The sequence below is a fragment of the Bacillus sp. AK124 genome (assembly GCF_053903085.1).
The window spans coordinates 756,989-780,549 of record NZ_CP096378.1 but is presented as its reverse complement, the minus strand read 5'-3'; the positions used below and the strand labels follow the sequence as shown (position 1 = coordinate 780,549).

Below are 23,561 nucleotides of genomic sequence, written 5' to 3'. Positions count from 1 at the left end.
CATTAGGTAAAAAAAATGTCATAAGGCAATAAAATATTACCGAAACAAAAATATTGTATTCAGGTTAACTTTCATATAGACATAGAAAGGGGTTAATGAACCTATGAAACCCGCGATTACTGTAAAAGATTTATATGTTTCTTATCACGGCGCAGAAGCGCTTCGCAATATCAATTTCTCGCTTGATCAAGGAATGATGGCGGGCGTTATCGGACCGAACGGCGCAGGAAAATCAACACTGTTAAAAGCCATGCTCCAATTGATTCCAAAAGATAAAGGCGACGTCCGTCTGCTCGGAAAACCGCTCAAACATGTACGCAAGCAAATCGCCTATGTTCCGCAGCGGAATGATATGGATTGGACGTTCCCGATCAATGTGCTCGACACCGTCATCCTCGGCACGTATCCTGAACTTGGCCTTTTCAGACGTCCGAAAAAACGCGATAAAGAATGGGCATATCACTGTCTTGAAAAAGTCGGGATGGAAGCATACCCCAAGCGCCAGATCGGTGAACTGTCAGGCGGGCAGCAGCAGCGCGTTTTTCTCGCCCGGGCGCTCGCCCAAAAAGCAGAGCTGTTCTGTCTTGACGAACCGTTCGTCGGAATTGATGTGACGAGTGAAGAAATGATCGTCAGCATCTTAAAGGAACTTCGTGATGAAGGAAAAACCGTTCTTGTCGTCCATCACGATTTGAGCAAAGCGGACAGCTATTTCAATGAATTAATTTTGCTGAACAAAGAGCTGATTCAAAAAGGCCCGGTCTCCGACATCCTCAATCCCGACGTGATGATGAAAGCCTACGAATCTCAGCTTCCGTTCCTGCAATCGAAAAGGGGTGCGATGTGATGGAATTTATCCATGGTTTGATGGAATATTCGTTTCTGCAAAAATCGCTGTTCACATCGATTATGGTGGGCATCATTTGCGGCGTCATCGGCTGCTTTATCATTCTCAGGGGAATGGCGCTGATGGGAGATGCGATTTCACACGCGGTCCTTCCCGGCGTCGCCATCTCTTATATGCTCGGCGTCAATTTTTTCTTCGGCGCCGTCTTTACGGGCATCCTGACGGCTCTCGGAATCGGCTATGTCAGCCAAAACAGCCGGATTAAAAACGATTCGGCCATCGGTATCGTCTTCACAGCCTTTTTCGCCGTCGGGATCATTTTGATCACGCTTGTCAAAAGCTCAAGCGATCTGTACCACATCTTATTCGGAAATGTGCTGGCCGTTCGTTCATCCGACATGTGGATCACGCTCGTCATCGGAGTCATGATTCTTACCGCCGTCTTTTTGTTTTACAAAGAGCTGCTCATCACCTCTTTCGACCCGACGATGGCGGCCGTCTACGGCTTGCCGAACCGGCTGATTCACTACTTTTTAATGACGCTTTTAACGATGGTCACGGTCGCATCGCTTCAGACCGTCGGCATTATCCTCGTCGTCGCGATGCTGATCACGCCTGCCGCAACCGCTTATTTATTAACGGACCGGCTGTGGGTGATGATCTATTTGTCCGCTTTCCTCGGCGCTTTGTCAGCGGTCGTCGGTCTTGGATTAAGCTATACGTACAACCTCTCCTCAGGAGCGGCGATCGTGCTCGTGGCTACGATTTTGTTCGGACTTTCCTTTACATTTTCACCGAAACAAGGCGTGCTTTGGAGAGCTTTGAAATCAAGAAGAAAGCGGGCAGCACTTCAATAATCCACAATATAAAGGGGGAACACAAAACATGAAATGGAAGCAAACATTAGCCATTGCGGCGGCATTAATTCTTGTTCTCGCCGCTGGCTGCTCATCGAAAAGCAGCAATGAAGAAAACGGAAAGCTGAAGGTCGTCACCACCTACTCCATTCTCTATGACATCGTCAAACAAGTCGGAAGAGATCACATCGATTTATACAGCATTGTACCTGTTGGAACAGACCCGCACGAATACGACCCGCTGCCAAAAGACGTGCAAAAAACGACGGACGCCGATGTCATCTTTTACAACGGCCTGAATTTGGAGACAGGAAACGGCTGGTTTAACAAGCTGCTGGAAACAGCTGAAAAAGACGGCGATGACGCCCCTGTCTACAAGCTGAGCAAAGGGGTCAAGCCAAAGCATCTCACTGCCAAAGGTAAAGAAACGGAAGAAGATCCCCATGCATGGCTCGATATAGAAAACGGGATTCAATATGCCAAAAACGCGAGAGATGCGCTGATCAAAAACGATCCCGACCATAAAGAAGATTACGAGAAAAACGCTGAAGCCTATATCGGCAAGCTGCAAAAGCTTCATAATGAAGCGGTGAACCGCTTTAAAGATATACCGAAAGAGCGCCGCGTCCTTGTAACGAGCGAAGGAGCTTTTAAATATTTCGCTTCGGCCTACGGCGTCGACGCGCAGTATATTTGGGAAATCAATACCGAAAATGAAGGAACTCCCGGTCAGATGAAAAAAATCGTCGACACGGTGAAGAAAAAGGAAGTTCCGGCCTTATTCGTGGAGACAAGCGTTGACCCGCGGAGCATGGAAAGCCTGTCAGCGGAAACGGGCGTGCCGATTAAAGCAAAAGTCTTCACCGATTCGATCGGAAAGCCCGGTGAAGCGGGAGATTCCTATTATAAGATGATGAAAGAAAACCTTGACCGGATCCATCAAGGTCTCGCCGAATAACCAAAAACTGCTGTACATCCTGTACAGCAGTTTTTTTCGCATGTTTTCCCGATTTTAAAGCAGGGTACAACGAAGGGAAAACGCAGAAAAAAGGAGTGTATTTCGTGAAATCTGTATACGAGGAATGCATCAAAGCCTGCCGGGAATGCCTTGAAGCATGCAATCACTGCTTTGACAAATGTCTGATGGAAGAAGACGCGGGGATGATGGCCGAATGCATCCGACTTGACCGGGAATGCGCGGAGATGTGCGGATTCGCACTTCAAGCCATGACGCGCAACAGCCCGTATGCCGAAGACATTTGCCAGCTTTGCGCAAAGGTTTGCGAAGCTTGCGGCAATGAATGCAGCCTGCACAAGCATGACCACTGCCAGCTTTGCGCTGAAAGCTGCTTTGCATGTGCGGAAGCATGCAAAAAAATCGCTTCTTAACTTGAAATATCCGGCTCTCGGGCCGGATATTTTTATGTCGGAAACGTTTATTTTTTCTCCTCCCCCCTTGCTAAACTGATACAATATGACTATAAAAGGGGGTTTTAATATGAAAGACAGCGTGTTTCAAATGACTTCTGACACATATCAGTCGCTCAGCGATTCAGAACGGCATTTGCTCGAGTACATTTATCAGCACTTAGATGTCATCGCCACTTTATCGATTGTAAAATTAAGCGAGGATGCAAATGTTTCAACAGCCACGATTGTCAGGTTAATGAAAAAGCTCGGTTATGACGGGTACACTTCTTTTAAGTACGCATTAAAAGAAAAACACCACCTCGGCCACGCTCCGCTGATGGATGATATCGACAGCCAAATTAAACAGGCCGTGCTCAAGAATGAAAGAGAAGTTCTGGATACGATTAAAATGCTTGATATCGGGTTGATCGAAGATGCCATTCAAAAAATCAGCAATGCCGAAAAAGTTTACATTTTCGCAAGGGGATTGTCTGAAATGATTGGGACTGAGATGACGATCAAGCTTCAGCTACTCGGCAAAAACTGCGAGATGCACAGCGACCCGAATATTATCAGAGGCAAGTCAAAAACACTGGCAAAAAAAGACCTCGGCCTTTTTGTTTCCCTGAACGGCGAGACAGAGGAGCTTGTTGAAGCCGCGCAAAATTTCAAATTGCAAGCCATTTCCACCATTACATTAACAACAAGGATCGATTCGCGTCTTGCGAAATTATCAGAGATCGTACTAGTCGGGTTTAAAGGTGAACAATCATTTTTTCCCGATTATGAAGTCCGCTCGCGCCTCCCTCTGCAAGTCCTCTCCCGCATCATGCTGGACTCATACGTCATCCGCACTGCTCATAGCTGAAAACCTTTACACAACCTGTAAACATCCCCCCTTTTATCTGTGACATAATGTCTGTGAAGCCACAGATAAAGGGGGGATACAGCATGATCTATACATGCACGATGAATACCGCGGTCGACTTATTCGTTGAAACCGACGAGCTGCTTCCCGATGTCGTCAACCGCACTAAAGATGAAGATTATCAGCCAAACGGAAAAGGTGTCAATATTTCTTTTATGCTCAAGCGCCTCGGCCTTAACAATACCGCGCTTGGATTTACAGGCGGATTTACCGGGCGTTTTATTGAAAATGAACTGCTGAATGAAAAAATCGTCACAGACTTTGTCGAAGTCGAAGGCATCTCACGGATTAATATTTTTATTAATGCCACCCGGGAATTCAAAATCGTAAACAAAGGTCCGCTCATATCTGAAGGCCGAAAACAGGAGCTGATCAACAAAATCCGTCAAATTCCGTCCGGCCGCTTTTTATTTGTTTCAGGCAGTCTTCCGAGAGGAGTCCCAGATGACATGTACCTTTCGCTTTCCGAGATTGCCGCCGAAAACAAACTGAAGTTGATCTTGGATATCAGCTCTCCCGTCCTATTAGATTGTCTTTCATACCATCCTTACCTGATTAAACCGAATGAACAGGAGCTTGCCGCTTTTTTCAGCCGGAAGAAAGCGCTGTCTGAAGAAGAAATCATCCACTACGGAAAGGAGCTCCTCAATCGCGGCGCTCAAAGGGTTCTCATCTCACGCGGCAAAGACGGCGCCCTTTATTTGGACCGCCAAAGAACCTTAAAAGCGACAGCCGCCAAAGGCAAAGTTGTCAATACCGCGTGTGCCGGCGATGCCATGCTTGCCGTGTTCGTCGGAAAACAGGAGCTGGGCTGTTCTGTTCCTGAAGCACTCAGACACGCCTCTGCCGCCGGATCCTTGACGGCTTTCTCGAAAGGCCTCGGAGATGTGTCCAAACTCGATCAAACAGCTTCACAAATTCAAATCACTCATTTATAAAGGGGGTTTTCTTATGAAAAAGTTCAAAATCATCGCGGCAACCGGCTGTCCAACAGGCATTGCCCATACATTTATGGCTGAAGAGGCCTTAAAACAGGCCGCCGCCAAACTGGGTGTAGAAATCAAAGTCGAAACACACGGACAAATCGGAGTTCAAAACGAACTATCGCCAGAGGACATTAAACAAGCCGACGGAGTCATTGTCGCGGCTGACAAAGATGTAGGCGCCGAGCGTTTTGCAGGCAAACGCGTCCTTGACGTCCCGGTTGCGCGGGGCATCCGAGATGCGGAATCTTTAATTCGGGCGCTGCTGAACGGCGAAGCGCCGATTTACCGCGAACAAACAGCGGCAAAAACAGAGGATGAACTCCAAACAGGCGAAGCCGCTTCCATCGGCCGTAAAATATATAAACATTTGATGAACGGGGTTTCCCACATGCTCCCATTTGTCGTCGGCGGAGGGGTTTTAATTGCACTTTCCTTTTTATTCGGCATCCATTCAGCAGATCCTGAACATCCTAGCTACAACGCTTTTGCCGAATTGCTGAATAAAACGGGCGCATTCGGCTTCCAGCTGATGGTTCCGATTTTATCCGCTTATATCGCCGCTTCAATGGCCAAACGTCCCGGCCTGATTGTCGGGTTTATCGGCGGCATGATCGCCAGCACGGGGGGAGCGGGTTTTCTGGGCGGCATCGTATCCGGTTTTTTGGCGGGACTGATCATTTACGGTCTCTCGTATGCACTTAAAAAAATGCCTCAATCCCTTGAAGGGCTAAAAGCAATTTTTCTTTATCCGGTTATCGGCATTTTTCTGATCGGTGCGGTCATGTTTTTCCTCGTGGAGCCGATGACGGCCATCAATGAAGGGATGAAGGACTTTTTAGCCGATTTTCAAGGAGCGAATCCCGTCATTCTCGGCTTGATTATCGGCTGTATGAGCGCATTTGACATGGGCGGTCCGGTCAATAAAGCCGCTTATGTCACCGGCACTGCTCTTCTCGCTGAAGGGAACCAATATTTCATGGCAGGCGTTTCCGCCGCGTGCATCACACCGCCGCTCGTCATTGCGTTTGCCACTTTGCTTTTCCGCAAATATTTCAGCCAGCAGGACCGAAATGCAGGGCTTGTCAATTTTATTCTCGGCGCCACTCATATTACCGAAGGTGCTATCCCGTTCGCCGCAAAAAAACCGATCCCTGTCATTCCGATTTTGATGATCGGCTCTTCGATATCGGCGATATTAACATACTCATTCGCAGTTCAAGTACCTGCCCCGCACGGCGGATTCCTTGTACTTCCCGTTGTCACAGGAGCCTTTCAATGGGTGTTGTCGATTATCATCGGATCGCTTATCGGCGCCTTCTTATACGGTTTTTATCAAAAACGGACATATGAAAAACAGAAAGGCTGATCAAACATGGGCACAACAGCTTTAATCAAAAAAGAGCACATCTATCTTCAAGAAACGTTATCTTCCCAAGCGGAAGCATTTGACCGGGTGGCTCAGGTCGCATATGAATCGGGAGCCGCCCAAACAAAACAAGCGGTCATACACGGATTGGCACAAAGAGAGGCTGAAAGTACGACCGGCTTCATTGAAGGCTTTGCCATTCCCCATGCAAAACTGAAGGACATCACAGAAGCATCTGTCATCATCATTCAAAACCAGATGGGCATCGAATGGAACGCGCTTGATCAAAACCCTGTCACATTTATCATTGCTTTATTGATACCAGATGCCGAGGCAGGCAGCACACATCTCAATCTATTATCATCGGTGTCTCGCATGCTTGTTCACGAAGATGCGAGGCAGCAGCTGCTTAAAGCCTCGAGTCCTGACGACATTCTGAACACCTTTTCGAGCTATATATCCTAATTTTGATCAGAAAGAAGGAATCGATATGCTGACAAATACGAAGAAAATGCTGTTGGACGCACAGACAAACGGCTATGCGGTACCGGCCTTTAACATTCACAACCTGGAAACCGTGCAAGCCGTGACAGAAGCGGCTGAAGCCCTAAGGTCCCCCGTGATTCTTGCGGCTACTCCCGGAACCTTCAGCTATGCAGGCCGCGACTATATTCAAGCGATTGCAGAAACGGCCGCAGCGCGCTGTTCAATCCCGGTCGCCCTCCATCTCGATCATCATGAAGAGATTGATGATATTCGCGAGTCTTTATCATTAGGGACAAAATCGGTGATGATTGATGCTTCGCACCATCCATTTGCCGAAAATACCGCAATTGTAGCGAGCATCGTACAATATGCCCGGCAAAAAGATGCCACTGTAGAAGCCGAGCTCGGAAGGCTCGGCGGACAGGAAGATGATTTAATCGTGGATGAAGCCGACGCTTATTACACCGATCCGGATGCAGCAAAAGAGTTCGTCGAGAAAACCGGAATCGATTCGCTTGCGGTGGCAATCGGTACAGCCCACGGGCTTTACTCAAAAGAACCCAATATCGATTTTGACCGGCTGGCCGCGGTTCAAAAACGGGTTTCAGTTCCGCTTGTCCTGCACGGCGCCTCAGGAATTCCGCAAGAAGATGTAAGAAAGTGCATCAAGCTCGGCTGTGCAAAAGTAAATATCGCGACTGAATTAAAAATTCCTTTTTCAGATAAACTGCGCCGTTATCTGCATGAACACACTGATGCAAGCGATCCAAGAAAATATATGACCCCCGCCAAAGAAGCCATGAAAGAAATCGTTCAGGAAAAGATTTTGATGTGTATGAGCAATAACAGATACTAATGCAAAAAGCCGGATGTTCTTTAACATCCGGCTTTTTCAAATCATTTGGCATGCTCTTCTAAAGCATGACCGTCATGAGGCTTTTCATCGGGTATCGGTTCCTGAGCGGCCAATATGCTGTATACGAGCATGACAATTCCTACATAAACAACCGCCGAAACCGTCCAAACGAGCACTGTTTTATCCTTCAAGACGGATTCCTCCAATCAAGCTTCACCTTTTGCAGCCTGAGTGCATTCAGAACGACCGAGACCGAACTGAACGCCATCGCGGCACCTGCGATCCACGGGGCCAAAAGCCCGACGGCCGCGAACGGAATGCCGATGCTGTTGTAGGCAAACGCCCAGAAAAGGTTTTGTTTAATGTTTTTGATCGTCAGCCTGCTCATGAGGATCGCATCGGCGATGCTGTTTAAATCGCCGCGGATCAAGGTGATATCGGCGGCTTCCATGGCGACGTCAGTCCCCGTTCCGATCGCCATTCCGGTATCGGCTGCCGCCAGTGCCGGCGCATCATTGATGCCGTCGCCGACCATCGCGACTTTTTTGCCTTTTGCCTGGATTTTCTTCACTTCATCTGCTTTTCCTTCAGGCAGGACTTCTGCAATGACATGCTGAATGCCGGCTTCAGCAGCAATCGCTTCTGCCGTCCGCCGGTTGTCTCCGGTGATCATGACGACTTCAAGCCCCATATCATGCAGCCTTTTCACCGCTCTCTTCGACGTGTCTTTTATCGTATCGGCGACGGCGATCAGCCCGGCAAACCGACCGTCGATGGCGGCAAGCATCGCCGTCTTTCCTTGTGTTTCAAACTTCTCCATTTCGCTGTGCGCCTCTTGAATGTCAATATCACGGCTTTCCATCAGCCGTCTTGTGCCGATCAAAATCCGTTTTTCATTGACTGCGGCTTCGATACCATAACCGGGTATCGCTTCAAAGCTGTCTGCGGAGGCCGGTTCTATCTCTCTCTTTTTAACGCCTTCGACAATGGCTTCAGCAAGCGGATGTTCAGAGTTTTTTTCCGCAGCACCGATAAGCTTGAGAAACGATGTTTCATCGATCCATGGTTCAGTGCGCACATCTGTGAGCTGAGGCTTTCCATTTGTGACCGTCCCCGTCTTGTCAAGCACGATCATCTCCAAGCGGTGAGCCGTCTCCAAATGTTCGCCGCCTTTGAATAAAATTCCGAATTCAGCCGCACGGCCCGATCCGGCCATGATCGAAGTCGGTGTTGCCAAACCGAGCGCACACGGACATGCGATCACAAGCACCGCAATCAGCTTTTCCAGCGCCGTGCCGAATTCACCGGGGCTAACCGCCAAATACCAGACGAGAAATGTGATGACTGCGATCGCCACGACAATCGGCACAAAAACCCCGGAAATCCGGTCTGCGAGCCGTTGAATCGGAGCTTTTGAACCTTGCGCCTCTTCCACGACTTTTATAATCTGCGCCAGCGCAGTATCTTTGCCTACTTTTTCTGCTCTTACTTTTAAAAATCCATTTTTATTGATTGTAGCACCGATAACCGGATCTCCAACCGTCTTGTCAACAGGGATGCTTTCACCGGTGATCATTGATTCATCCAGCGCAGAACGTCCTTCGACAATCTCTCCGTCTGCCGGTACTTTTTCACCGGGCTTCACGTACATGATGTCGCCTGCCAATACGTTTTCAATCGGCACGGTCATCTCTTCGCCGTTTCTGACGACGGTCGCCGTCTTTGCCTGCAGCCCCATCAGCTTTTTGATCGCTTCGGATGAGCGCCCTTTCGCTTTCGCTTCAAACAGCTTTCCTAAAATGATCAAGGTTAAGAGGATGGCGCTTGTTTCATAATAAAGTCCGTCCGGATGCCGGTTCGTGCCGAGGCTTTCAATGCTTAAATACAAGCTGTAGAAATACGCGGCAGACGTGCCGAGAGCGACCAGCACATCCATGTTCGCACTTCTGTTCCGAAGCGCTTTATAAGCCCCTGTGTAAAACTGTTTCCCGACGATAAACTGAACCGGTGTCGCCAACGCGAACTGAACCCAGGGATCCATGAACATCCCCGGCAGCCATATAAATGACGTGAATTTGAAATGGCTGACCATTGCCCAGAGCAGCGGAAAAGATAAAATGGCCGAAAAAATAAACTTGCCGGTTTGACGCTGAATGCCTTTTTTTCTTTGTTCCGCCGCTCCATCCGCAGTTTGGTCTTTTTTCAGCTCGAGTTTGTAGCCGAGCTTTTCAACGGCTTCAATCATTTCCTCCGGCGAAACCGCACCGGTATGATAGTCGACTGCCGCAGTCTCTATGGCAAAGTTGACGGCGGCGTTTTTGACGCCCGGCAGCTTGTTGAGGCGCTTTTCAACCCGGTTGGCGCAAGCCGCACACGTCATGCCGGAAATTGCGAATTCGGCTTTTTCCGCTGGAACTTGATAGCCGAGCGATTCGACTTTTTCAGCCAGCTGTCCGACTTCGATTTGCCCCGGATCATAAACGATTTTTGATTTTTCCAGCGCCAAGTTCACATTTGCGTCCTGAACGCCGTCAAGCCTTTTCAACCCTTTCTCGATCCGCGCCGCACAGGCGGCGCAGGTCATGCCAGAGATTTGGAGGGTGGCTTCTTTTTGTCCGTCCATATCCTTCACTCCTTATATACCCCTTATAGGTATACATTAGCCTGCGACATCATACCCCTGATCTTCGATCGTATCGATGATTTCTTTCAGCGATACTTTGCCTGAATCAAACGAAACTTGGACCTTGCCCTCGCTTAAATTCACTTTAACGGACTCTACTCCGCCAAGCTTTCCGACGTTTCCTTCTACTGCCTGAACACAGTGGTTGCAAGACATGCCTTCGACTTTCAGTGTTTTTTGTTCCATATTGAAAACCTCCTATGGTTTGATGATATTGATCGGTTTTATATTACCATACCCCTGTAGGGTATTTCAAGAAAACGATTTTCCCTTTTTTCGTTTACGACTTTGAAAAACGCTTAAACACATCAAGCAGCTCCTCGATGGCCTCTTCGCCTTCACCGCTTTTAATCGCGTTTGCGACACAATGGTGGGTATGATCTTCAAGCAGGCTGAAAGCCACCTTTTGCATCGCGGCTTGCACAGCTGAGATTTGAACGAGAATATCGACGCAGTAGCGGTCATTTTCGATCATGTTTTGAATGCCTCTGACCTGCCCTTCAATCCGCTTTAAGCGGTTTGTGATTTGTTCTTTTCCTTTAGAACTTTTGGGATTTAATGTGTGTTCATGATGATCTGCTGACATCGGAGCACCTCTCTTTCCATTGTATTTTGTCCAAGTTACCCGTTTGTACCATTATAAAATGCGAAGCGAAACATGTCTAAAAAAAAGAGACAACCCCAATTTTCTGCGGGGTCGTCCCTGCATATTATTTGTTTAACGCTTTAAAAAATTCTCTCATAAACTCCGGCAGATTGGACCAGTCATGGCCTGAGACCAGATTGGCGTCGACATGAAGCTTCTCCTCTACATAAGTCGCGCCCGCGGCTTCGACTTCCGGTTTGCAGGCGATGTAAGCCGTCAGCTCCCGACCTTTCAGATGTTCTCTCAGGCTTGTGAAAATCAGGCTCGCGTGACAAATCGCGCCGACCGGTTTATTTTCCTCAAAGAAATGAGCAACAATTTTCAGCAGGGAATCGTACATCCGGATAAATTCCGGCGCGCGTCCGCCCGGAATGATGATACCGTCGTATTCGGACGGATCAATCTCATCAAATGAAGCATGCGCGTCAATTAAATAGCCCGGCTTTTCGGTGTATGTATCCCAATCCAGAAAGTCATGAACAACCGTATGAATCTTTTTCTTTTTCGGTGCGGCGATCGTCGTTTCATAGCCCTCTTCAAGACAGCGGTAATAAGGATAATACACTTCCAGCGCTTCAACTGCGTCGCCCGTTACGATCAAAATCTTTTTCGCCATCAAAAACATCTCCTTTCCTTTTTCACTCTTCTATTTTATCCCATTTGCGCCTGATTTTAAAATCAAGTGCTTGAGGAGCTTGATTTCAGCCGACGATCGTGATGGTCTCTGTAATGTCTTTCAAGAGGGCAAGGTTTGCTTTGTCAATTCCTGAATCTGTGATGATCCTGTATCCGTTATGAAGGCGGTCGATTTGCGAGAAAGCACGGGTCCCGAATTTGCTGCTGTCCGCCATCAAGATCGTTTCGTCCGCAATCTCGATCATCCGTTTTTTCAACAGCGCCTGCATTTCGTTTGAATCGCTCAAACCGCTCGCAGGGTCGACGCCTTTGCAAGACAGAAATGTTTTGTTGACGTGATACATATCAAGGGAGCGCTCAGCCAAAGGACCGACATATGACATCGATTGCGGCAGCAGCATCCCGCCGGTTGAAATGACCGTCACCTTTTCTTTTTTGCTGAGTTCAATCGCGACTCTGACTGAATTGGTGATGACGGTCAGCGGGATGTTTTCAAGCGCTTTTGCCATGTACCATGCCGTCGTGCTGGCATCAAGAATTATTCGTTCCCCGCTTTTCACGTGCTTAACGGCTTCAAATGCAATCATCTTTTTTTCGTTTACGTTTGTAATTTCGCGCTCGCGAAAATGCACCTCCGCTTCTTCGGTCTGTACGCTGACAGCGCCGCCATGACTTCTTTTCAGCTTATTTTCCTTCTCAAGCTTTTCCAGATCGCGCCTGATCGTTTCTTCCGTGACGGAAAAAAGCTCGCTCAGTTCTGTGACGCGTACGCTCGAGCGCAGATTGACAAGCTCGACGATTTTTTGGTGTCTTTCAGCTACAAGCATCCGTTTACTTCCTTCCTTTTTTGGTAAAAGTCACTGTTACTTTCATGATAGCGCATCAGCGCCGATACAGGAAATGTTTTCAGCGGGAAGCGGCGCCGAGAATCTGACTTGTATAGCGGCGGTATGCCGCCTCCCACGCTTCTGTATCTTCCGGTACATACGTTTTTTGAGGGAAGGAAGTCCTGATCGCTTTTCGGGCGCTTTGAATATCCCAAAACATGTCGAGTGCGATGGCCTGTACGGCAATGTTGCCGATGGCGCTCGCCTCTGACGGTCCGGCCCATACATTTCTGGCCAGTACATTCGCCGTGTATTGGCACAGCAGTTCATTTCGAATCCCTCCGCCCGCCATGTGAAGTCCGTCATATTCTTTTCCTGTCAATGTTTCAATCCGTTCAAGCGTAAACCGGTATTTAAACGCAAGGCTTTCCAGCACGCAGCGGATCATCTGTCCGGGCGTTTCCGGCACGTGCTGCCCAGTTGCACGGCAATACTCCCTGATCGCCTCAGGCATATGCACGGGATTAAGAAACATCGGGTCATCCGGGTCAACCGCCGACCTGAATGCTTCCGACTGTCCGGCAAGTTTGACAAGCTCGACGCTCGAATAGCTGATCCCGTCTTTTTCCCAATCCGCCTGACAGCGCTGGAACAGCCACAATCCCATAATGTTTTTTAAAAAGCGGAATGTACCGCCTGCACCGCCCTCATTTGTAAAATTCCAATCGAGCGCCTGTTTTGACATCAGCGGAGTGTCAAGTTCAGTTCCAATCAGCGACCAGGTGCCGCAAATCAAATATGCAAAGTCTTCCGTTTCAGCGGGAACGCCGACAACTGCAGAAGCCGTGTCATGTTCGCCGACGGCAATGACCGGTACGGCAGGCACCGACAATTCGCTGCACACTGATTGTGACAGCCTCCCCGCTTCGCTTCCTGGTTTTGCTATATCCTTCGGAAAAATATTGGCCGGGAGTCCCATAAGGCTGATGAGCTCCCAATCCCAATCTAACGTTTTCGGGTTGAACAGCTGAGTTGTCGTCGCATTTGTAAACTCGCTTTTTTTCTCGCCCGTTAAAAAATAGCGCAGCAAATCAGGAATCATTAAAAGCGTTTCCGCGTGTTCCAACAGCGGAGAATTCGCTTTTTTCAGCGCCCGGAGCTGAAAGATGGTGTTGAACGGCAAAAGTTGAATACCGGTTCTTGAAAACAGCTCTTCTTTTCCAATTTCATTCAGCACCTCCATCATCATTCCGTCCGTGTAAGGGTCTCGGTAATGATAAGGGTTCCCCAACAGCTCTCCGTTACGATCGAGAAAGCCGACATCAACTGCCCATGAATCGATTCCGATACAGCTGATTCGTCCGCAGCCGTTTTTCGCCTTTAAAATGCCTTTTTTGATTTCATGATAAAGCCTGAGAATGTCCCAATAAAGGTGTTTTCCCGCCTGAACGGGCTGATTTGGAAAACGGTGAATTTCCTCCGCTTTGATCAGACCGCCGTCCACATGACCTGCATAAGCTCTGCCGCTCGACGCACCAAGATCAAAAGCGAGAATCGTCACCAGCTTGCACCGCCTTTGCCGCGTGCCAGTATTTTCTCCGCATACCCGCTTTCCGCATAAGCTTTGAGCGGATCAGGCGGGACGTTCATTTCCTCCCGCACGGCGTAAAGGAGCGGTTTGACGTCAATTTCAAATGCTTCGCGGATCGCAGCCTCTGCGGCAAGAACGTCATGATTTTCCTGCGCTTTCTTCACTTCATCGAAGTTGATCAAAAGCGCTTTTGCAAATTGAGTCTGCACATTCATGACCGAGCGCAGTACAGCCGGGATTTTAGGTTCGAGATTATGGCATTGATCAAGCATATACGAAATATGTTCGGCCGTCTTCCGGACATTCGGGTCGGAATCACGGCAGGCGTCCAAAATTTGATAAAAAATGAGAAACAGTTCGTACGGGTTGTGCGCGCCTGCGATCAAATCGTCATCAGCGTATTTGCGGCTGTTGAAATGAAAGCCTCCGAGACGTTTTTCGTCAAGCAAATAAGCGACAATGTGCTCGATGTTCGTCCCTTGGGGATGGTGGCCGGTGTCGACGAGCACCTCAGCCTTCGGCCCGAGCTTTTGCGCCAAATTGTAAGCCATCCCCCAATCCGCCAGGTCTGTATGATAAAATGCCGGCTCAAAAAACTTGTATTCAATCAAGAGCCGCATATCATCTTCAAGCGCTTCGTATACTTCAGCCAGACACTCATACATCCAATTTTTCCGTTTTCTGATGTCGCCCTGACCGGGATAGTTGGTTCCGTCGGCAAGCCAGAGGCTGATTTCCTTGGATCCTGTTTGTTTTGCAATATCGACGCATTCGAGCAATTGCTCAGTCGCTTTTTGGCGAATGTCCGCTTTAACGTTTGTGACGCTTCCGAATTTGTAGTCATCGTCCTGGAACAAGTTCGGATTCACGGCGCCGACGGCAAGGCCAAGCTGCTCGGCGTGCGCTTTCAGCTTTCCGTAATCATCAACTTGATCCCACGGAATATGGATGGCGACGGAAGGACAAGTTCCGGTTAATTTGTGAACGACTGATGCATCTTCCATTTTTTCAAATGGATCCCTCGGTACGCCCTCTTGCTGAAACACTTTGAAGCGCGTGCCCGAGTCCCCGTATCCCCATGAAGGCGTCTCGATTTTAAGCGCTTTCAATTTTTCCTTTACTTCAGAAAGGCTGATGCCTCTGTCTTTCTGCTGTTCTTCAAATAAAGCGTAAGCCCGGTCATTCATCATGTACACCCTTCCCCCTTGTTTTTAACGGATATGCCATGGTTGACATTAACGCAAGTTCCGGCTGGGTTGTGTCCAGCCGGCTGTACTGGACGATCACAGGTACATCGCTTGCGATCTCGATCGCATAAGGAACATTTTCAGGAATGCGTTCTCCTGCTCGGTGCAAAGAACTTGTGCGAATATGCTTCGTTCTCTTGCCCTGAACCGTCTCGGGAATGCCTTCGAGCGGCGGACGGTCTTCAAAGTATACTGTGATCGCAAGGTTTGCGTCTTCTTCATGGCAATTTAAAACACAGATGGCTTCATGGCTCGTCAAGCTTCCGGAACTTTCCGGAGGAATAAAACCGTCCGGTATGATCCAGTGGGTCTCGCCCTTCATCTCCCTTTTCCCCCTTTGTTTTCTGAAAGGACGGCCGAAGCCGTTCCTTTCCAATTACCTTGAAAATGCGGCCGGCACTCCCCCGTCAACCGTCAGCATGCATCCCGTCGTTTTTGCCGTTTTTTCTGAAGCGAAATAAGCGATCGCTTCGGCGATGTCGGCGGGATAAATGTTGACGGAAAGAGTCGTACGTTTGCGGTAATGCTCTTCAAGCCGATCGGGTTCAATCCCGTAGGCGGCGGCTCTTTCTTCGCGCCACTTGGAGTCCCAGATGGCCGACCCTTGAAGCACCGCATCCGGAAGCACTGAATTCACGCGGATTCCATACGGTCCGCCTTCAGCGGCGATGCATCTCGCCAAATGAACCTCAAGCGCTTTTGCTGAGCTGTATGCCGAAGCGTTTTTGCCTGCATAAACGGAATTTTTCGAGCCGATAAACACCATGCTGCCGCCTGAACCCTGTCTTTTCATTTGCTTAAAAGCTTCTCTGGCGACGAGAAAATATCCTGTTCCAAGTACATTCATATTCAAATTCCATTCTTCGAGAGTCGTTTCATCAAGCGGGCTGGATGTCGCAAGCCCCGCGTTGTTGACGAGAATGTCGATCCCGCCGTAATTAAGGACGATTTCCTCGAATGCCGCCTGAACGTCCTCTTCTTTCGTCACATCCATGCGGACGGCGGATGCTCGTTCCGCACCGTATTGTTCATTAATCTCTGCGGCTGTTTTTTCTGCGCCTTCTATATTAATGTCAGCAACAGCAACATGCGCACCTTCTGAAGCAAGGCGGCGGCAGGTCTCGCTGCCGATTCCGCCCGCTCCTCCCGTCACAAATGCGATCTTGCGGGAAAATTCGGCTTCCGGCGGAGCAAGCGTTAATTTATAAAGCTCAAGCGGCCAATATTCGACATTGTAGGATTCTTCCTCATTTAGAGATACAAAGTTTCCAAGGACTTCTGTTCCCTTCATGACAGCAATCGCCCGCCGATATAAATCTCGGCTGACCTTTGCCATCGCCAGGCTCTTACCTGCTGCCACCATGCCGATTCCCGGGATTAGCATCACGCGCGGCGCCGGTTCAAACATCTCGTCTCCTTCATGCCGGTTTCTTTGAAAATAGGCGGCATACGATTCTTTAAACCTAGCAATCTCGGTTTTGATCCGTTCGACCAGCTTCTCTGTGTCCTGTTCAGCGGGATTCCACGGAATATAGGCAGGCGTCCGCTTTGTATGCACAAGGTGATCCGGACATGCGGCGCCGACCTGTGAAAGCGATGGAGCGCGCCTGCTGTTCGTGAATTCGAGTACATCATCAGCATCGCACCATGTGAGCAGCATGCGTTTCTCTCCGCTGACAGCGCCGCGGATAATTGGCAAGATATCGGCTAAAATCCGTTTCCGGTCCTCCGGTGCAAGCGGCTCGACCATCTGTCCGCCAAACGGCTGATGATCTTCTGAACGGCTTTTAATGTATGCTTCCGCTTCGCGAATCACAGCAATCGTCTGATCATAGCTTTCTTTCGCCGTTTCCCCCCAGGTGACGAGCCCATGCTTCTCCATTAAAACAAGCTCTGCATTCGGGTTGTTTTTCACACCTTCTGCTATCAGCTTCGATAAAGCGAAGCCCGGTCTGACATAAGGCACCCATACAAAGCGGCTGCCGAATATCTCCTCTGCGATCTCTTTTCCATTATCAGCGCAGCAGATGCTGATGATCGCATCGGGGTGGGTGTGATCGACATGCGGAAACGGCAAAAAAGCATGAAGAAGCGTTTCGATCGACGGCCGCGGGTGCTTTCCGTCCATCATGCAATGGGACAAATATGCCGTCATTTCTTCATCGGTCATGCTGCTCCGTTCCATCAGCGGACGAATATCATCGAGCCTCAGCCCGGTAAATTGGCCCGCTGACATCGTCGCCAAGTCCGAGCCGCTGCCTTTCACCCACATCACCTCGATGTCCCTGCCCCTGAAATCCTTTTCCGTCGTTTTCATCGATGTGTTTCCCCCGCCCCAGTTGCAGACCGATCGGTCAGAGCCGATCAGGTTGGAACGGTAGACGAGTTCGTCAAGACCCGGACGCAGCGATGCAGCCTCAGTTTCTGACCATAAATATTCCACCATACGTATCACTCCGTTTTTGTTTGTTTATTTTTGAATATGTTTGTTTAAAGAGTAACATATTTTGTTTTGTTTTGTAAGCGCTTTTTTCAGAAGCCATTTTATGATAGAGCTGTTTCAATCGGTCTATAAATAAAAAACCCCCAACAGCAGGCAGCCGTAGGGGGGGCAGGAATGTGGAATGTTTTAACCTTTGAAAATAAAATGTCAGATTTTAAGAAAGCGCTGGCATCATGATGATGACGCTTTTTGTCCCGACGGCTAACCGTTTTGGGAACATATTGATCCACAACAAACGGTTGAAAATCGGCTTTTAATCTTTTAATATATAAACTCATGTTTTTTAAAAGGAGGGGTCAGGATGAATAAAACACTGCACGCACCAGTCAAACTGATCATCGCAATTTTTATGATTTGCACATTTTCTATCGGCTTTACAGAGTATGTCGTTATGGGTATATTGACTTCCATTTCAAAGGATCTCTCTGTTCCGATTTCATCTACTGGCTTATTGGTAACGGCATATGCGGGAAGCGTTTGTCTGACGGGGCCGATCGTCACCATATTGTCGGTCAAAATGCCGCGAAAACCGGTATTGATCGGCTTGATGAGTGTGTTTGTACTGTCGAATGCGCTCAGTTTCCTGGCGCCGAACTTCACCGTTTTGTTGATCTCAAGAATCCTATCCGCTTCCATTCATGGCGCATTTTTTGCAACGACGATGGTGTTCGTCAGCGAAATGGTACCGCCCGAAAAGCGGGCCGCCGCTGCCGCTTCAATGAACGGCGGCTTGACCATCGCCCTGATGCTCGGCGTTCCGTTCGGTTCTTATTTAGGCGACCTTTTCAACTGGCGGATCGTTTTTCTGATGATCGCATTCCTCGGATTGATCGGCCTCGCCGGCATTTGGCTGACGGTGCCGCACAGAAAACCGAAAGTCGTCCCTAAATTGATCCATGAATGGGATGTGTTTAAAAATAAACAAGTTCTTTTCTCTTTTGCTATCACAATTTTCGGCTATTCAGGTGTATTCATCGCCTACACGTTTATTGAACCGATGCTGCGGCATTCTGCCGGTTTTGGCAGCCTCGGCATTACAGCCGCCCTTTTCGCCTACGGATTTGGCGGAGTCGTCGGCAATTTCTACGCCGGAAAGGTGCCGTTTCACCTGTTAACCCGCTCCATGATCGGCGTGATGATCGCGCTCATGGCGATCCTTGCGGCCTTCCCTTTTGTCAGCGGACACCCTGCCGGCGCCATCATCGTGACGTTTTTATTCGGAGCCGGCGCTTTCGGAACGGTGCCCCTTTTGCAAACAAAGGTCGTGGCTGCGTCTGAACACGGAACAACGATCGCCACCTCTGTCAGCATCGCTGCATTTAACTTGGCCAACGCGCTCGGCGCATGGATCGGCGGACTCATTCTTCATGCATCAGAGTCCTACACATACCTTGCCACAGGCGGTGCGCTTATGACCATGTGCGGACTGACGCTGACGATGTTCGCCTTTGTGTCTGAGAAAAGACAAGTGAAAGAAGAAATGTGGAGAACGGATCTGTAATTAAAAAAGCTGCCCGGTTTTAAGACCTGGCAGCTTTTTTGTTTGGTTCTTGCAGCGTCTTTGTCTGAGCTGCTTTCCGCATGATCGCGATCATCAAAAGGGCGGCCGCGGCATAGACGATGCCGAAACAGCCGAAAACGAAAACAGAAGATGACATTCCTAATAACACGCCTGATAGAACAGGACCGCAGGCCATTCCCGTATACCTGATAAAATTAAACATGCCCATCGCACTGCCGCGGTTCTCATCAAATTCATTTGCCATCATCGTAGAGAACAGCGGCGGGATCAGCCCCATCGTGACGCCGAAAAGAACGAGGGCCGCCGACAACGCGAAAAGTGAAAACGAGTGGGTAAAGCCAAAACAGACGACGCTGGCCGCGGCGGTCAGATTGCCGATCAGAAACAGGCGTCCGAGCGACAATCTCTTTTGTATCCACTTAAACAGCACGCTGCCGGCAACCGTACTGACCGCTATCGGCAAATACAGCAAGCCGACGATCTGCAGATCAAGGTGATAATGATCAGTCAGCAAAATCGGCAAATATACGATCACTGAAAAATAAATAAAGAAAAGAAGATAGCTTAATATCAAAACGGCATTTCCCGTCCTGTTTTTGAAAATATCCTTATAATGCGACAACAGGCTGCCCGCGCTGAGATTGGTCTTTTTCTCCGCATGGCTCTGCGGAAAGCAAAACGCATTTCCGAAAAGCAAAAGAACAGACAAGACTGCCAAAAACCAAAAAATTCCTGGATAATTATAGCGCTCCCCGATAAAACCGCCGAGAATAGGCGCCGCTGCCGGTGCAAGGGAAAGCAGCATTTGATAAGTCCCCATCGCACTGCCCCGCTTCGTTCCCTGGAACAGAGATCCGATTGTGGTTGCCGCAATTAATGGAAGCGCTGCCGTCCCTAAAGCCTGCAGCACCCTAAAAAAAAGAAACAGTCCAAAATCCCTTGCGACGGCGCAGCCGATTGTAGCAATGACCGTTACGATCATGCTCGCCATCATCACAAACCTCGATCCTTTAAAGTCGACAATTGAGCCGACAATGATCTGCATCACAGCTGTAATGAAGATGAACAGCGAGACGGACAGGTTGACCATCGATACGGAAACGTGAAACGAATCTCTGATTAACGGAATGATGGGTGAATAGATATTTTGATTCAACGATGCGAAAAAGGCGCTGATACACACAAAATACATAATGAAAGAAGCATTTAATTTCATTGGTCTCATGTCAAACCGCCTGCCTTGTTTTTGTTTATTCGTTAACAATTCCTTTAATATCGTTCACCGGTTAACAATATTAATTGTAGATGACTCCTTTATCAATGTCAACGAACATTTCTTACTGCAACCTTAAAGTTTTTACAAACTTTTTACTTATCGGGTTTCTTCACTCGAAAAACGCCTTAAAAAAAGGTTCCTTCTGATCAAAATTCCTCAGATTCACAAAAAACGTTACGAATATTTTCATATTTTGAATTTGATTTGTGTTGACAACTGGAAAAGTTAGGGATAAAATGACTATTGTTTACTAGTAAACTTTCATGCTGTATCTTGTCTGATTTTGAGCTCAAACTCTTGCTCTGCTTTAACTATTGAACAAATGTGATACCCCTTCATCATGACCCGCACCATCGCTGTATTCTTCTCGATTCATCGTGAAGTTGAGACCAGCCTATTCCCAGCTCGATAAACCGCACGTATCCCATCATTGATTGCAAAAGAAGTCATTCTATGTCCGTTAAGGAGGAAATCAATGACAGAGCTTACAATGGAGAGCAAACACCGGCCATTCAAAACTGAAACTCTTACCCGAAACTGCAATGAAATACTAAAACGCAGACGCCATGTTCTCATTGGCATCAGCCCGTTTAACAGCCGATTTTCCGAAGATTACATTCATCGGCTTATCGGCTGGGCCGTCCGTGAATTTCAACATGTATCCGTGCTTTTAGCCGGAAAGGAAGCAGCCAACCTTCTCGAAGCGCTCGGCACCCCGAATGGGAAGGCCGAACGGAAAGTCAGGAAAGAAGTCTCACGGAACCGGAGATTCGCTGAAAAGGCGTTGGAAGCGCATGGCGGCAACCCCGAGGCCATTCATACATTTTCCGATTTCGCGAACCAGACCGCATACCAGCGTTTGCGGATGGAAGTCGAAGACGCCTTTTTTGACCAGCCGCATTTCCGCAAAGCCTGCCTGGAGATGTCGCATGCGGCGATCCTCGGACGGGCCCGGGGCATTCGGATGGATGTCCAGGAGGTCAGCGCCGCCATGCTGGAGCTGGCTGTTGAATACGTCATCGCTGAACTTCCGTTTTTCATCGCCGCCCCTGATATTTTAGGCGTCGAAGAGACGCTTCTTGCTTATCACCGTCCATGGAAGCTCGGCGAACAGATCTCCCGTCATGAATTTGCCGTCAAAATGCGCCCAAATCAAGGATATCTTATGGTTTCCGAATCGGACGAAAGTGTGGAATCTAAAAGCCTGCAGGAGGAACGAGTATGAATCAATCGCTAAAAACATTCAGCGTGTTGTCAGAACAATATCACGAGAATCCTTATCAATATTTCTCATACCTTCGGGAATCTGATCCCGTCCATTATGAAGAATCGCTGGACAGCTATTTTATCAGCCGCTACCAGGATGTGCGCCGCGTGCTCCAGAATCAGGATGTCTTTACAACGAAATCGCTTGCCAAACGAGCCGAGCCCGTCATGCGCGGACCTGTGCTCGCCCAAATGAAAGGCAAAGAGCACACGGCGAAAAGGAGAATCGTTCTGCGCCGTTTTATCGGGGAATCCCTTGATCACCTCACACCGCTCATCAAAGAAAATGCACAAAGGCTTTTGGCCCCTCATCTTGAGAAAGGGCGGATCGACCTTGTCAATGATTTCGGCAAAACGTTCGCCGTTTGTGTGACGATGGACATTTTAGGTTTGGACAAGAACGACCACCAAACAGTGAGAAACTGGCACAGCGGCGTCGCCGATTTCATTACCAGTTTGAATCAGGCACCTGAAGACCGGGAACATTCCCTCAAATGCAGTGAACAGCTCGCTGAATATTTGAATCCGATTATCGAGGAAAGGCGCAAAAACCCCGGCCATGATTTAATATCCATCCTTTGCACTTCCGAATACGAGGGAGTAGCGATGTCTGACCGCGACATCCGCGCGCTGATTCTCAATATATTGCTTGCCGCCACGGAACCGGCGGACAAGACGCTCGCATTAATGATTTATCATTTGCTTCATCATCCCGATCAAATGAATGACGTGCTGGAAGACCGTACGCTCCTGCCTCAGGCCATCGCAGAGACGTTGCGCTACAAGCCGCCGGTGCAGCTCATCCCGCGCCAGCTTTCACAGGACGCGGTGATCGCCGGAGTCGAGCTCAAAGAAGGGACGACTGTATTTTGCATGATAGGCGCGGCAAATCGCGATCCTGAAGCGTTTGAGAATCCCGACGAGTTCAACATCCATCGCACCGACCTGGAAGTCAAAAGCGCATTCAGCGGCGCAGCCAGGCATCTCGCATTCGGTTCAGGCGTCCACAACTGTGTAGGAGCGGGGTTTGCGAAGACGGAAATCGAGCTTGTCGCAAATATCGTCCTGGATCAGCTGAAGAATATCCAGCTGGAGGAAGACTTCGTTTACCGTGAGACAGGCCTTTACACACGCGGCCCCGTCTCGCTCAACATCAGATTTGATACGAAACATTAATCTTGTGAAAAAGCCTTCTCCTCCCGAGAGGAGGCTTTTTCAATTGCCGCCTCACTGATCTTCGCCAGCTCTTCAAAATCCTCCTTCCCTTCGATCGCATGTGAAAGTTCGTGGCATTGAACGATTTTAAAACCATTCATTTTAAACATCGCGATGACATCAATTCTCCCCCGGTCTCCGTTTGTTTTGACAACATTGACCGTATACCTGACCGCTGCGCTTTGCAGTCGCTCGTCAAACAAAAACTCATGAAAGGGCGACACCGTTATGGTGCGGGCAACCTTTTTCAGCGTCCTCATGTGATCTTTAAACTGCACAAGGTCAATTTGACTGCCGTCGGTTACTTGAACATAATTCTCGCTGAAATAATCGGGAATTTTTTCAGTATTCATTTCACTCAAGATGTCCTGATACATGCTGCTTAAAAACTGTTGGGCTTCACTTTTATTCAT

24 protein-coding genes are annotated in these 23,561 nt (G+C 48.7%); 12 read left to right on the top strand and 12 right to left on the bottom strand.

Going from position 1 to position 23,561, the window contains the following annotated elements; all coding sequences use genetic code 11:
* Positions 1-103: 103 nt before the first annotated feature.
* The 9 genes from M1E06_RS03810 (at position 104) to M1E06_RS03770 (ending at position 7,736) form a co-directional block, all read left to right on the top strand.
* The gene (locus M1E06_RS03810; RefSeq protein ID WP_026580107.1) at positions 104-847 is read left to right on the top strand and encodes a metal ABC transporter ATP-binding protein; all 744 of its coding nucleotides are present in this window, start codon (positions 104-106) and stop codon (positions 845-847) included.
* Positions 847-1,704 (top strand): metal ABC transporter permease, encoded by an 858-nt coding sequence (locus M1E06_RS03805; protein ID WP_020452947.1) that lies wholly within the window; start codon positions 847-849, stop codon positions 1,702-1,704. Before M1E06_RS03810 ends, M1E06_RS03805 begins: the two co-directional genes overlap by 1 nt.
* A 28-nt stretch (positions 1,705-1,732) precedes the next feature.
* A complete protein-coding gene (locus M1E06_RS03800; protein WP_035337699.1) occupies positions 1,733-2,662 on the top strand; it encodes a metal ABC transporter substrate-binding protein in 930 nt (309 codons plus the stop codon).
* Between the two features lie 104 nt (positions 2,663-2,766).
* Positions 2,767-3,093 (top strand): four-helix bundle copper-binding protein, encoded by a 327-nt coding sequence (locus M1E06_RS03795; protein ID WP_224146394.1) that lies wholly within the window; start codon positions 2,767-2,769, stop codon positions 3,091-3,093.
* A 109-nt stretch (positions 3,094-3,202) separates the two neighbouring features.
* Complete coding sequence (locus tag M1E06_RS03790) at positions 3,203-3,982, top strand: MurR/RpiR family transcriptional regulator (RefSeq protein WP_003185233.1); 780 nt, start codon at positions 3,203-3,205, stop codon at positions 3,980-3,982.
* Between the two features lie 83 nt (positions 3,983-4,065).
* Positions 4,066-4,980 carry a 1-phosphofructokinase gene (gene pfkB, locus M1E06_RS03785; RefSeq protein WP_023856281.1) on the top strand — a complete coding sequence of 305 codons (915 nt, stop codon included), beginning with the start codon at positions 4,066-4,068 and terminating at the stop codon, positions 4,978-4,980.
* A 13-nt stretch (positions 4,981-4,993) separates the two neighbouring features.
* Positions 4,994-6,394, top strand: a complete 1,401-nt coding sequence (locus M1E06_RS03780; protein ID WP_026580109.1) for a PTS fructose transporter subunit IIC — start codon at positions 4,994-4,996, stop codon at positions 6,392-6,394.
* 6 nt (positions 6,395-6,400) lie between these two features.
* Positions 6,401-6,859 carry a PTS sugar transporter subunit IIA gene (locus M1E06_RS03775; RefSeq protein ID WP_026580110.1) on the top strand — a complete coding sequence of 153 codons (459 nt, stop codon included), beginning with the start codon at positions 6,401-6,403 and terminating at the stop codon, positions 6,857-6,859.
* 25 nt (positions 6,860-6,884) lie between these two features.
* Positions 6,885-7,736, top strand: a complete 852-nt coding sequence (locus M1E06_RS03770; RefSeq protein WP_095323710.1) for a tagatose bisphosphate family class II aldolase — start codon at positions 6,885-6,887, stop codon at positions 7,734-7,736.
* 41 nt (positions 7,737-7,777) lie between these two features.
* Here M1E06_RS03770 and M1E06_RS03765 read toward each other — a convergent pair whose 3' ends face one another.
* The 10 genes from M1E06_RS03765 to M1E06_RS03720 form a co-directional block, all read right to left on the bottom strand.
* On the bottom strand, positions 7,778-7,927 hold the full coding sequence (locus M1E06_RS03765; RefSeq protein ID WP_023856286.1) for a hypothetical protein: 150 nt from the start codon (positions 7,925-7,927) through the stop codon (positions 7,778-7,780).
* Entirely contained in the window at positions 7,924-10,359 is a 2,436-nt protein-coding gene (locus M1E06_RS03760) for a heavy metal translocating P-type ATPase (RefSeq protein WP_095323711.1), read from the bottom strand. The genes M1E06_RS03765 and M1E06_RS03760 overlap by 4 nt, the downstream gene beginning before the upstream one ends.
* A 36-nt stretch (positions 10,360-10,395) precedes the next feature.
* Positions 10,396-10,605: a copper chaperone CopZ gene (copZ, locus tag M1E06_RS03755; RefSeq protein ID WP_095323712.1), complete on the bottom strand. Its 210-nt coding sequence runs from the start codon at positions 10,603-10,605 to the stop codon at positions 10,396-10,398.
* Between the two features lie 94 nt (positions 10,606-10,699).
* On the bottom strand, positions 10,700-11,005 hold the full coding sequence (gene csoR / locus M1E06_RS03750) for a copper-sensing transcriptional repressor CsoR (protein ID WP_020452956.1): 306 nt from the start codon (positions 11,003-11,005) through the stop codon (positions 10,700-10,702).
* A gap of 124 nt (positions 11,006-11,129) precedes the next feature.
* Complete coding sequence (locus M1E06_RS03745; RefSeq protein WP_003185255.1) at positions 11,130-11,681, bottom strand: DJ-1/PfpI family protein; 552 nt, start codon at positions 11,679-11,681, stop codon at positions 11,130-11,132.
* Positions 11,682-11,766: 85 nt separating this feature from the next.
* Positions 11,767-12,528 carry a DeoR/GlpR family DNA-binding transcription regulator gene (locus M1E06_RS03740; RefSeq protein WP_020452957.1) on the bottom strand — a complete coding sequence of 254 codons (762 nt, stop codon included), beginning with the start codon at positions 12,526-12,528 and terminating at the stop codon, positions 11,767-11,769.
* Positions 12,529-12,607: 79 nt separating this feature from the next.
* Positions 12,608-14,089 (bottom strand): rhamnulokinase, encoded by a 1,482-nt coding sequence (locus tag M1E06_RS03735; RefSeq protein ID WP_216904437.1) that lies wholly within the window; start codon positions 14,087-14,089, stop codon positions 12,608-12,610.
* A complete protein-coding gene (rhaI, locus tag M1E06_RS03730) occupies positions 14,086-15,306 on the bottom strand; it encodes an L-rhamnose isomerase (protein ID WP_186440185.1) in 1,221 nt (406 codons plus the stop codon). The genes M1E06_RS03735 and rhaI overlap by 4 nt, the downstream gene beginning before the upstream one ends.
* On the bottom strand, positions 15,299-15,688 hold the full coding sequence (locus tag M1E06_RS03725) for a sensory rhodopsin transducer (RefSeq protein WP_023856290.1): 390 nt from the start codon (positions 15,686-15,688) through the stop codon (positions 15,299-15,301). Before M1E06_RS03725 ends, rhaI begins: the two co-directional genes overlap by 8 nt.
* 54 nt (positions 15,689-15,742) lie before the next feature.
* Positions 15,743-17,812, bottom strand: a complete 2,070-nt coding sequence (locus tag M1E06_RS03720; protein WP_020452961.1) for a bifunctional rhamnulose-1-phosphate aldolase/short-chain dehydrogenase — start codon at positions 17,810-17,812, stop codon at positions 15,743-15,745.
* A 358-nt stretch (positions 17,813-18,170) separates the two neighbouring features.
* Here M1E06_RS03720 and M1E06_RS03715 point away from each other — a divergent pair, with 358 nt between their 5' ends.
* Complete coding sequence (locus tag M1E06_RS03715; RefSeq protein ID WP_023856293.1) at positions 18,171-19,370, top strand: MFS transporter; 1,200 nt, start codon at positions 18,171-18,173, stop codon at positions 19,368-19,370.
* Between the two features lie 19 nt (positions 19,371-19,389).
* Here the strand turns inward: M1E06_RS03715 and M1E06_RS03710 are convergent, their stop codons facing one another.
* Positions 19,390-20,616 carry an MFS transporter gene (locus M1E06_RS03710; RefSeq protein ID WP_035337705.1) on the bottom strand — a complete coding sequence of 409 codons (1,227 nt, stop codon included), beginning with the start codon at positions 20,614-20,616 and terminating at the stop codon, positions 19,390-19,392.
* Between the two features lie 526 nt (positions 20,617-21,142).
* Between M1E06_RS03710 and M1E06_RS03705 the strand changes: the two genes are divergently transcribed.
* Together M1E06_RS03705 and M1E06_RS03700 are read left to right on the top strand one after the other, a co-directional pair.
* Positions 21,143-21,892: a tRNA-dependent cyclodipeptide synthase gene (locus M1E06_RS03705; RefSeq protein WP_035337708.1), complete on the top strand. Its 750-nt coding sequence runs from the start codon at positions 21,143-21,145 to the stop codon at positions 21,890-21,892.
* On the top strand, positions 21,889-23,109 hold the full coding sequence (locus M1E06_RS03700; protein WP_035337710.1) for a cytochrome P450, cyclodipeptide synthase-associated: 1,221 nt from the start codon (positions 21,889-21,891) through the stop codon (positions 23,107-23,109). The genes M1E06_RS03705 and M1E06_RS03700 overlap by 4 nt, the downstream gene beginning before the upstream one ends.
* On the opposite strand, the gene M1E06_RS03695 is transcribed toward M1E06_RS03700, so the two are convergent.
* Complete coding sequence (locus tag M1E06_RS03695; RefSeq protein ID WP_023856297.1) at positions 23,106-23,561, bottom strand: nuclear transport factor 2 family protein; 456 nt, start codon at positions 23,559-23,561, stop codon at positions 23,106-23,108. The two genes, M1E06_RS03700 and M1E06_RS03695, sit on opposite strands and share 4 nt — an antisense overlap.

Excerpts from the sequence above, each read along its gene's own strand:
- M1E06_RS03695 (WP_023856297.1), bottom strand. The coding sequence starts at position 23,561 with ATGAATAAAAGTGAAGCCCAACAGTTTTTAAGCAGCATGTATCAGGAC.
- M1E06_RS03775 (WP_026580110.1), top strand. The coding sequence starts at position 6,401 with ATGGGCACAACAGCTTTAATCAAAAAAGAGCACATCTATCTTCAAGAA.
- copZ (WP_095323712.1), bottom strand. The coding sequence starts at position 10,605 with ATGGAACAAAAAACACTGAAAGTCGAAGGCATGTCTTGCAACCACTGT.
- M1E06_RS03810 (WP_026580107.1), top strand. The coding sequence starts at position 104 with ATGAAACCCGCGATTACTGTAAAAGATTTATATGTTTCTTATCACGGC.
- M1E06_RS03705 (WP_035337708.1), top strand. The coding sequence starts at position 21,143 with ATGACAGAGCTTACAATGGAGAGCAAACACCGGCCATTCAAAACTGAA.
- M1E06_RS03710 (WP_035337705.1), bottom strand. The coding sequence starts at position 20,616 with ATGAGACCAATGAAATTAAATGCTTCTTTCATTATGTATTTTGTGTGT.
- M1E06_RS03745 (WP_003185255.1), bottom strand. The coding sequence starts at position 11,681 with ATGGCGAAAAAGATTTTGATCGTAACGGGCGACGCAGTTGAAGCGCTG.
- M1E06_RS03800 (WP_035337699.1), top strand. The coding sequence starts at position 1,733 with ATGAAATGGAAGCAAACATTAGCCATTGCGGCGGCATTAATTCTTGTT.
- M1E06_RS03740 (WP_020452957.1), bottom strand. The coding sequence starts at position 12,528 with ATGCTTGTAGCTGAAAGACACCAAAAAATCGTCGAGCTTGTCAATCTG.
- M1E06_RS03700 (WP_035337710.1), top strand. The coding sequence starts at position 21,889 with ATGAATCAATCGCTAAAAACATTCAGCGTGTTGTCAGAACAATATCAC.
- M1E06_RS03770 (WP_095323710.1), top strand. The coding sequence starts at position 6,885 with ATGCTGACAAATACGAAGAAAATGCTGTTGGACGCACAGACAAACGGC.
- M1E06_RS03760 (WP_095323711.1), bottom strand. The coding sequence starts at position 10,359 with ATGGACGGACAAAAAGAAGCCACCCTCCAAATCTCTGGCATGACCTGC.
- rhaI (WP_186440185.1), bottom strand. The coding sequence starts at position 15,306 with ATGAATGACCGGGCTTACGCTTTATTTGAAGAACAGCAGAAAGACAGA.
- pfkB (WP_023856281.1), top strand. The coding sequence starts at position 4,066 with ATGATCTATACATGCACGATGAATACCGCGGTCGACTTATTCGTTGAA.
- M1E06_RS03720 (WP_020452961.1), bottom strand. The coding sequence starts at position 17,812 with ATGGTGGAATATTTATGGTCAGAAACTGAGGCTGCATCGCTGCGTCCG.
- M1E06_RS03780 (WP_026580109.1), top strand. The coding sequence starts at position 4,994 with ATGAAAAAGTTCAAAATCATCGCGGCAACCGGCTGTCCAACAGGCATT.
- csoR (WP_020452956.1), bottom strand. The coding sequence starts at position 11,005 with ATGTCAGCAGATCATCATGAACACACATTAAATCCCAAAAGTTCTAAA.
- M1E06_RS03805 (WP_020452947.1), top strand. The coding sequence starts at position 847 with ATGGAATTTATCCATGGTTTGATGGAATATTCGTTTCTGCAAAAATCG.
- M1E06_RS03725 (WP_023856290.1), bottom strand. The coding sequence starts at position 15,688 with ATGAAGGGCGAGACCCACTGGATCATACCGGACGGTTTTATTCCTCCG.
- M1E06_RS03715 (WP_023856293.1), top strand. The coding sequence starts at position 18,171 with ATGAATAAAACACTGCACGCACCAGTCAAACTGATCATCGCAATTTTT.
- M1E06_RS03790 (WP_003185233.1), top strand. The coding sequence starts at position 3,203 with ATGAAAGACAGCGTGTTTCAAATGACTTCTGACACATATCAGTCGCTC.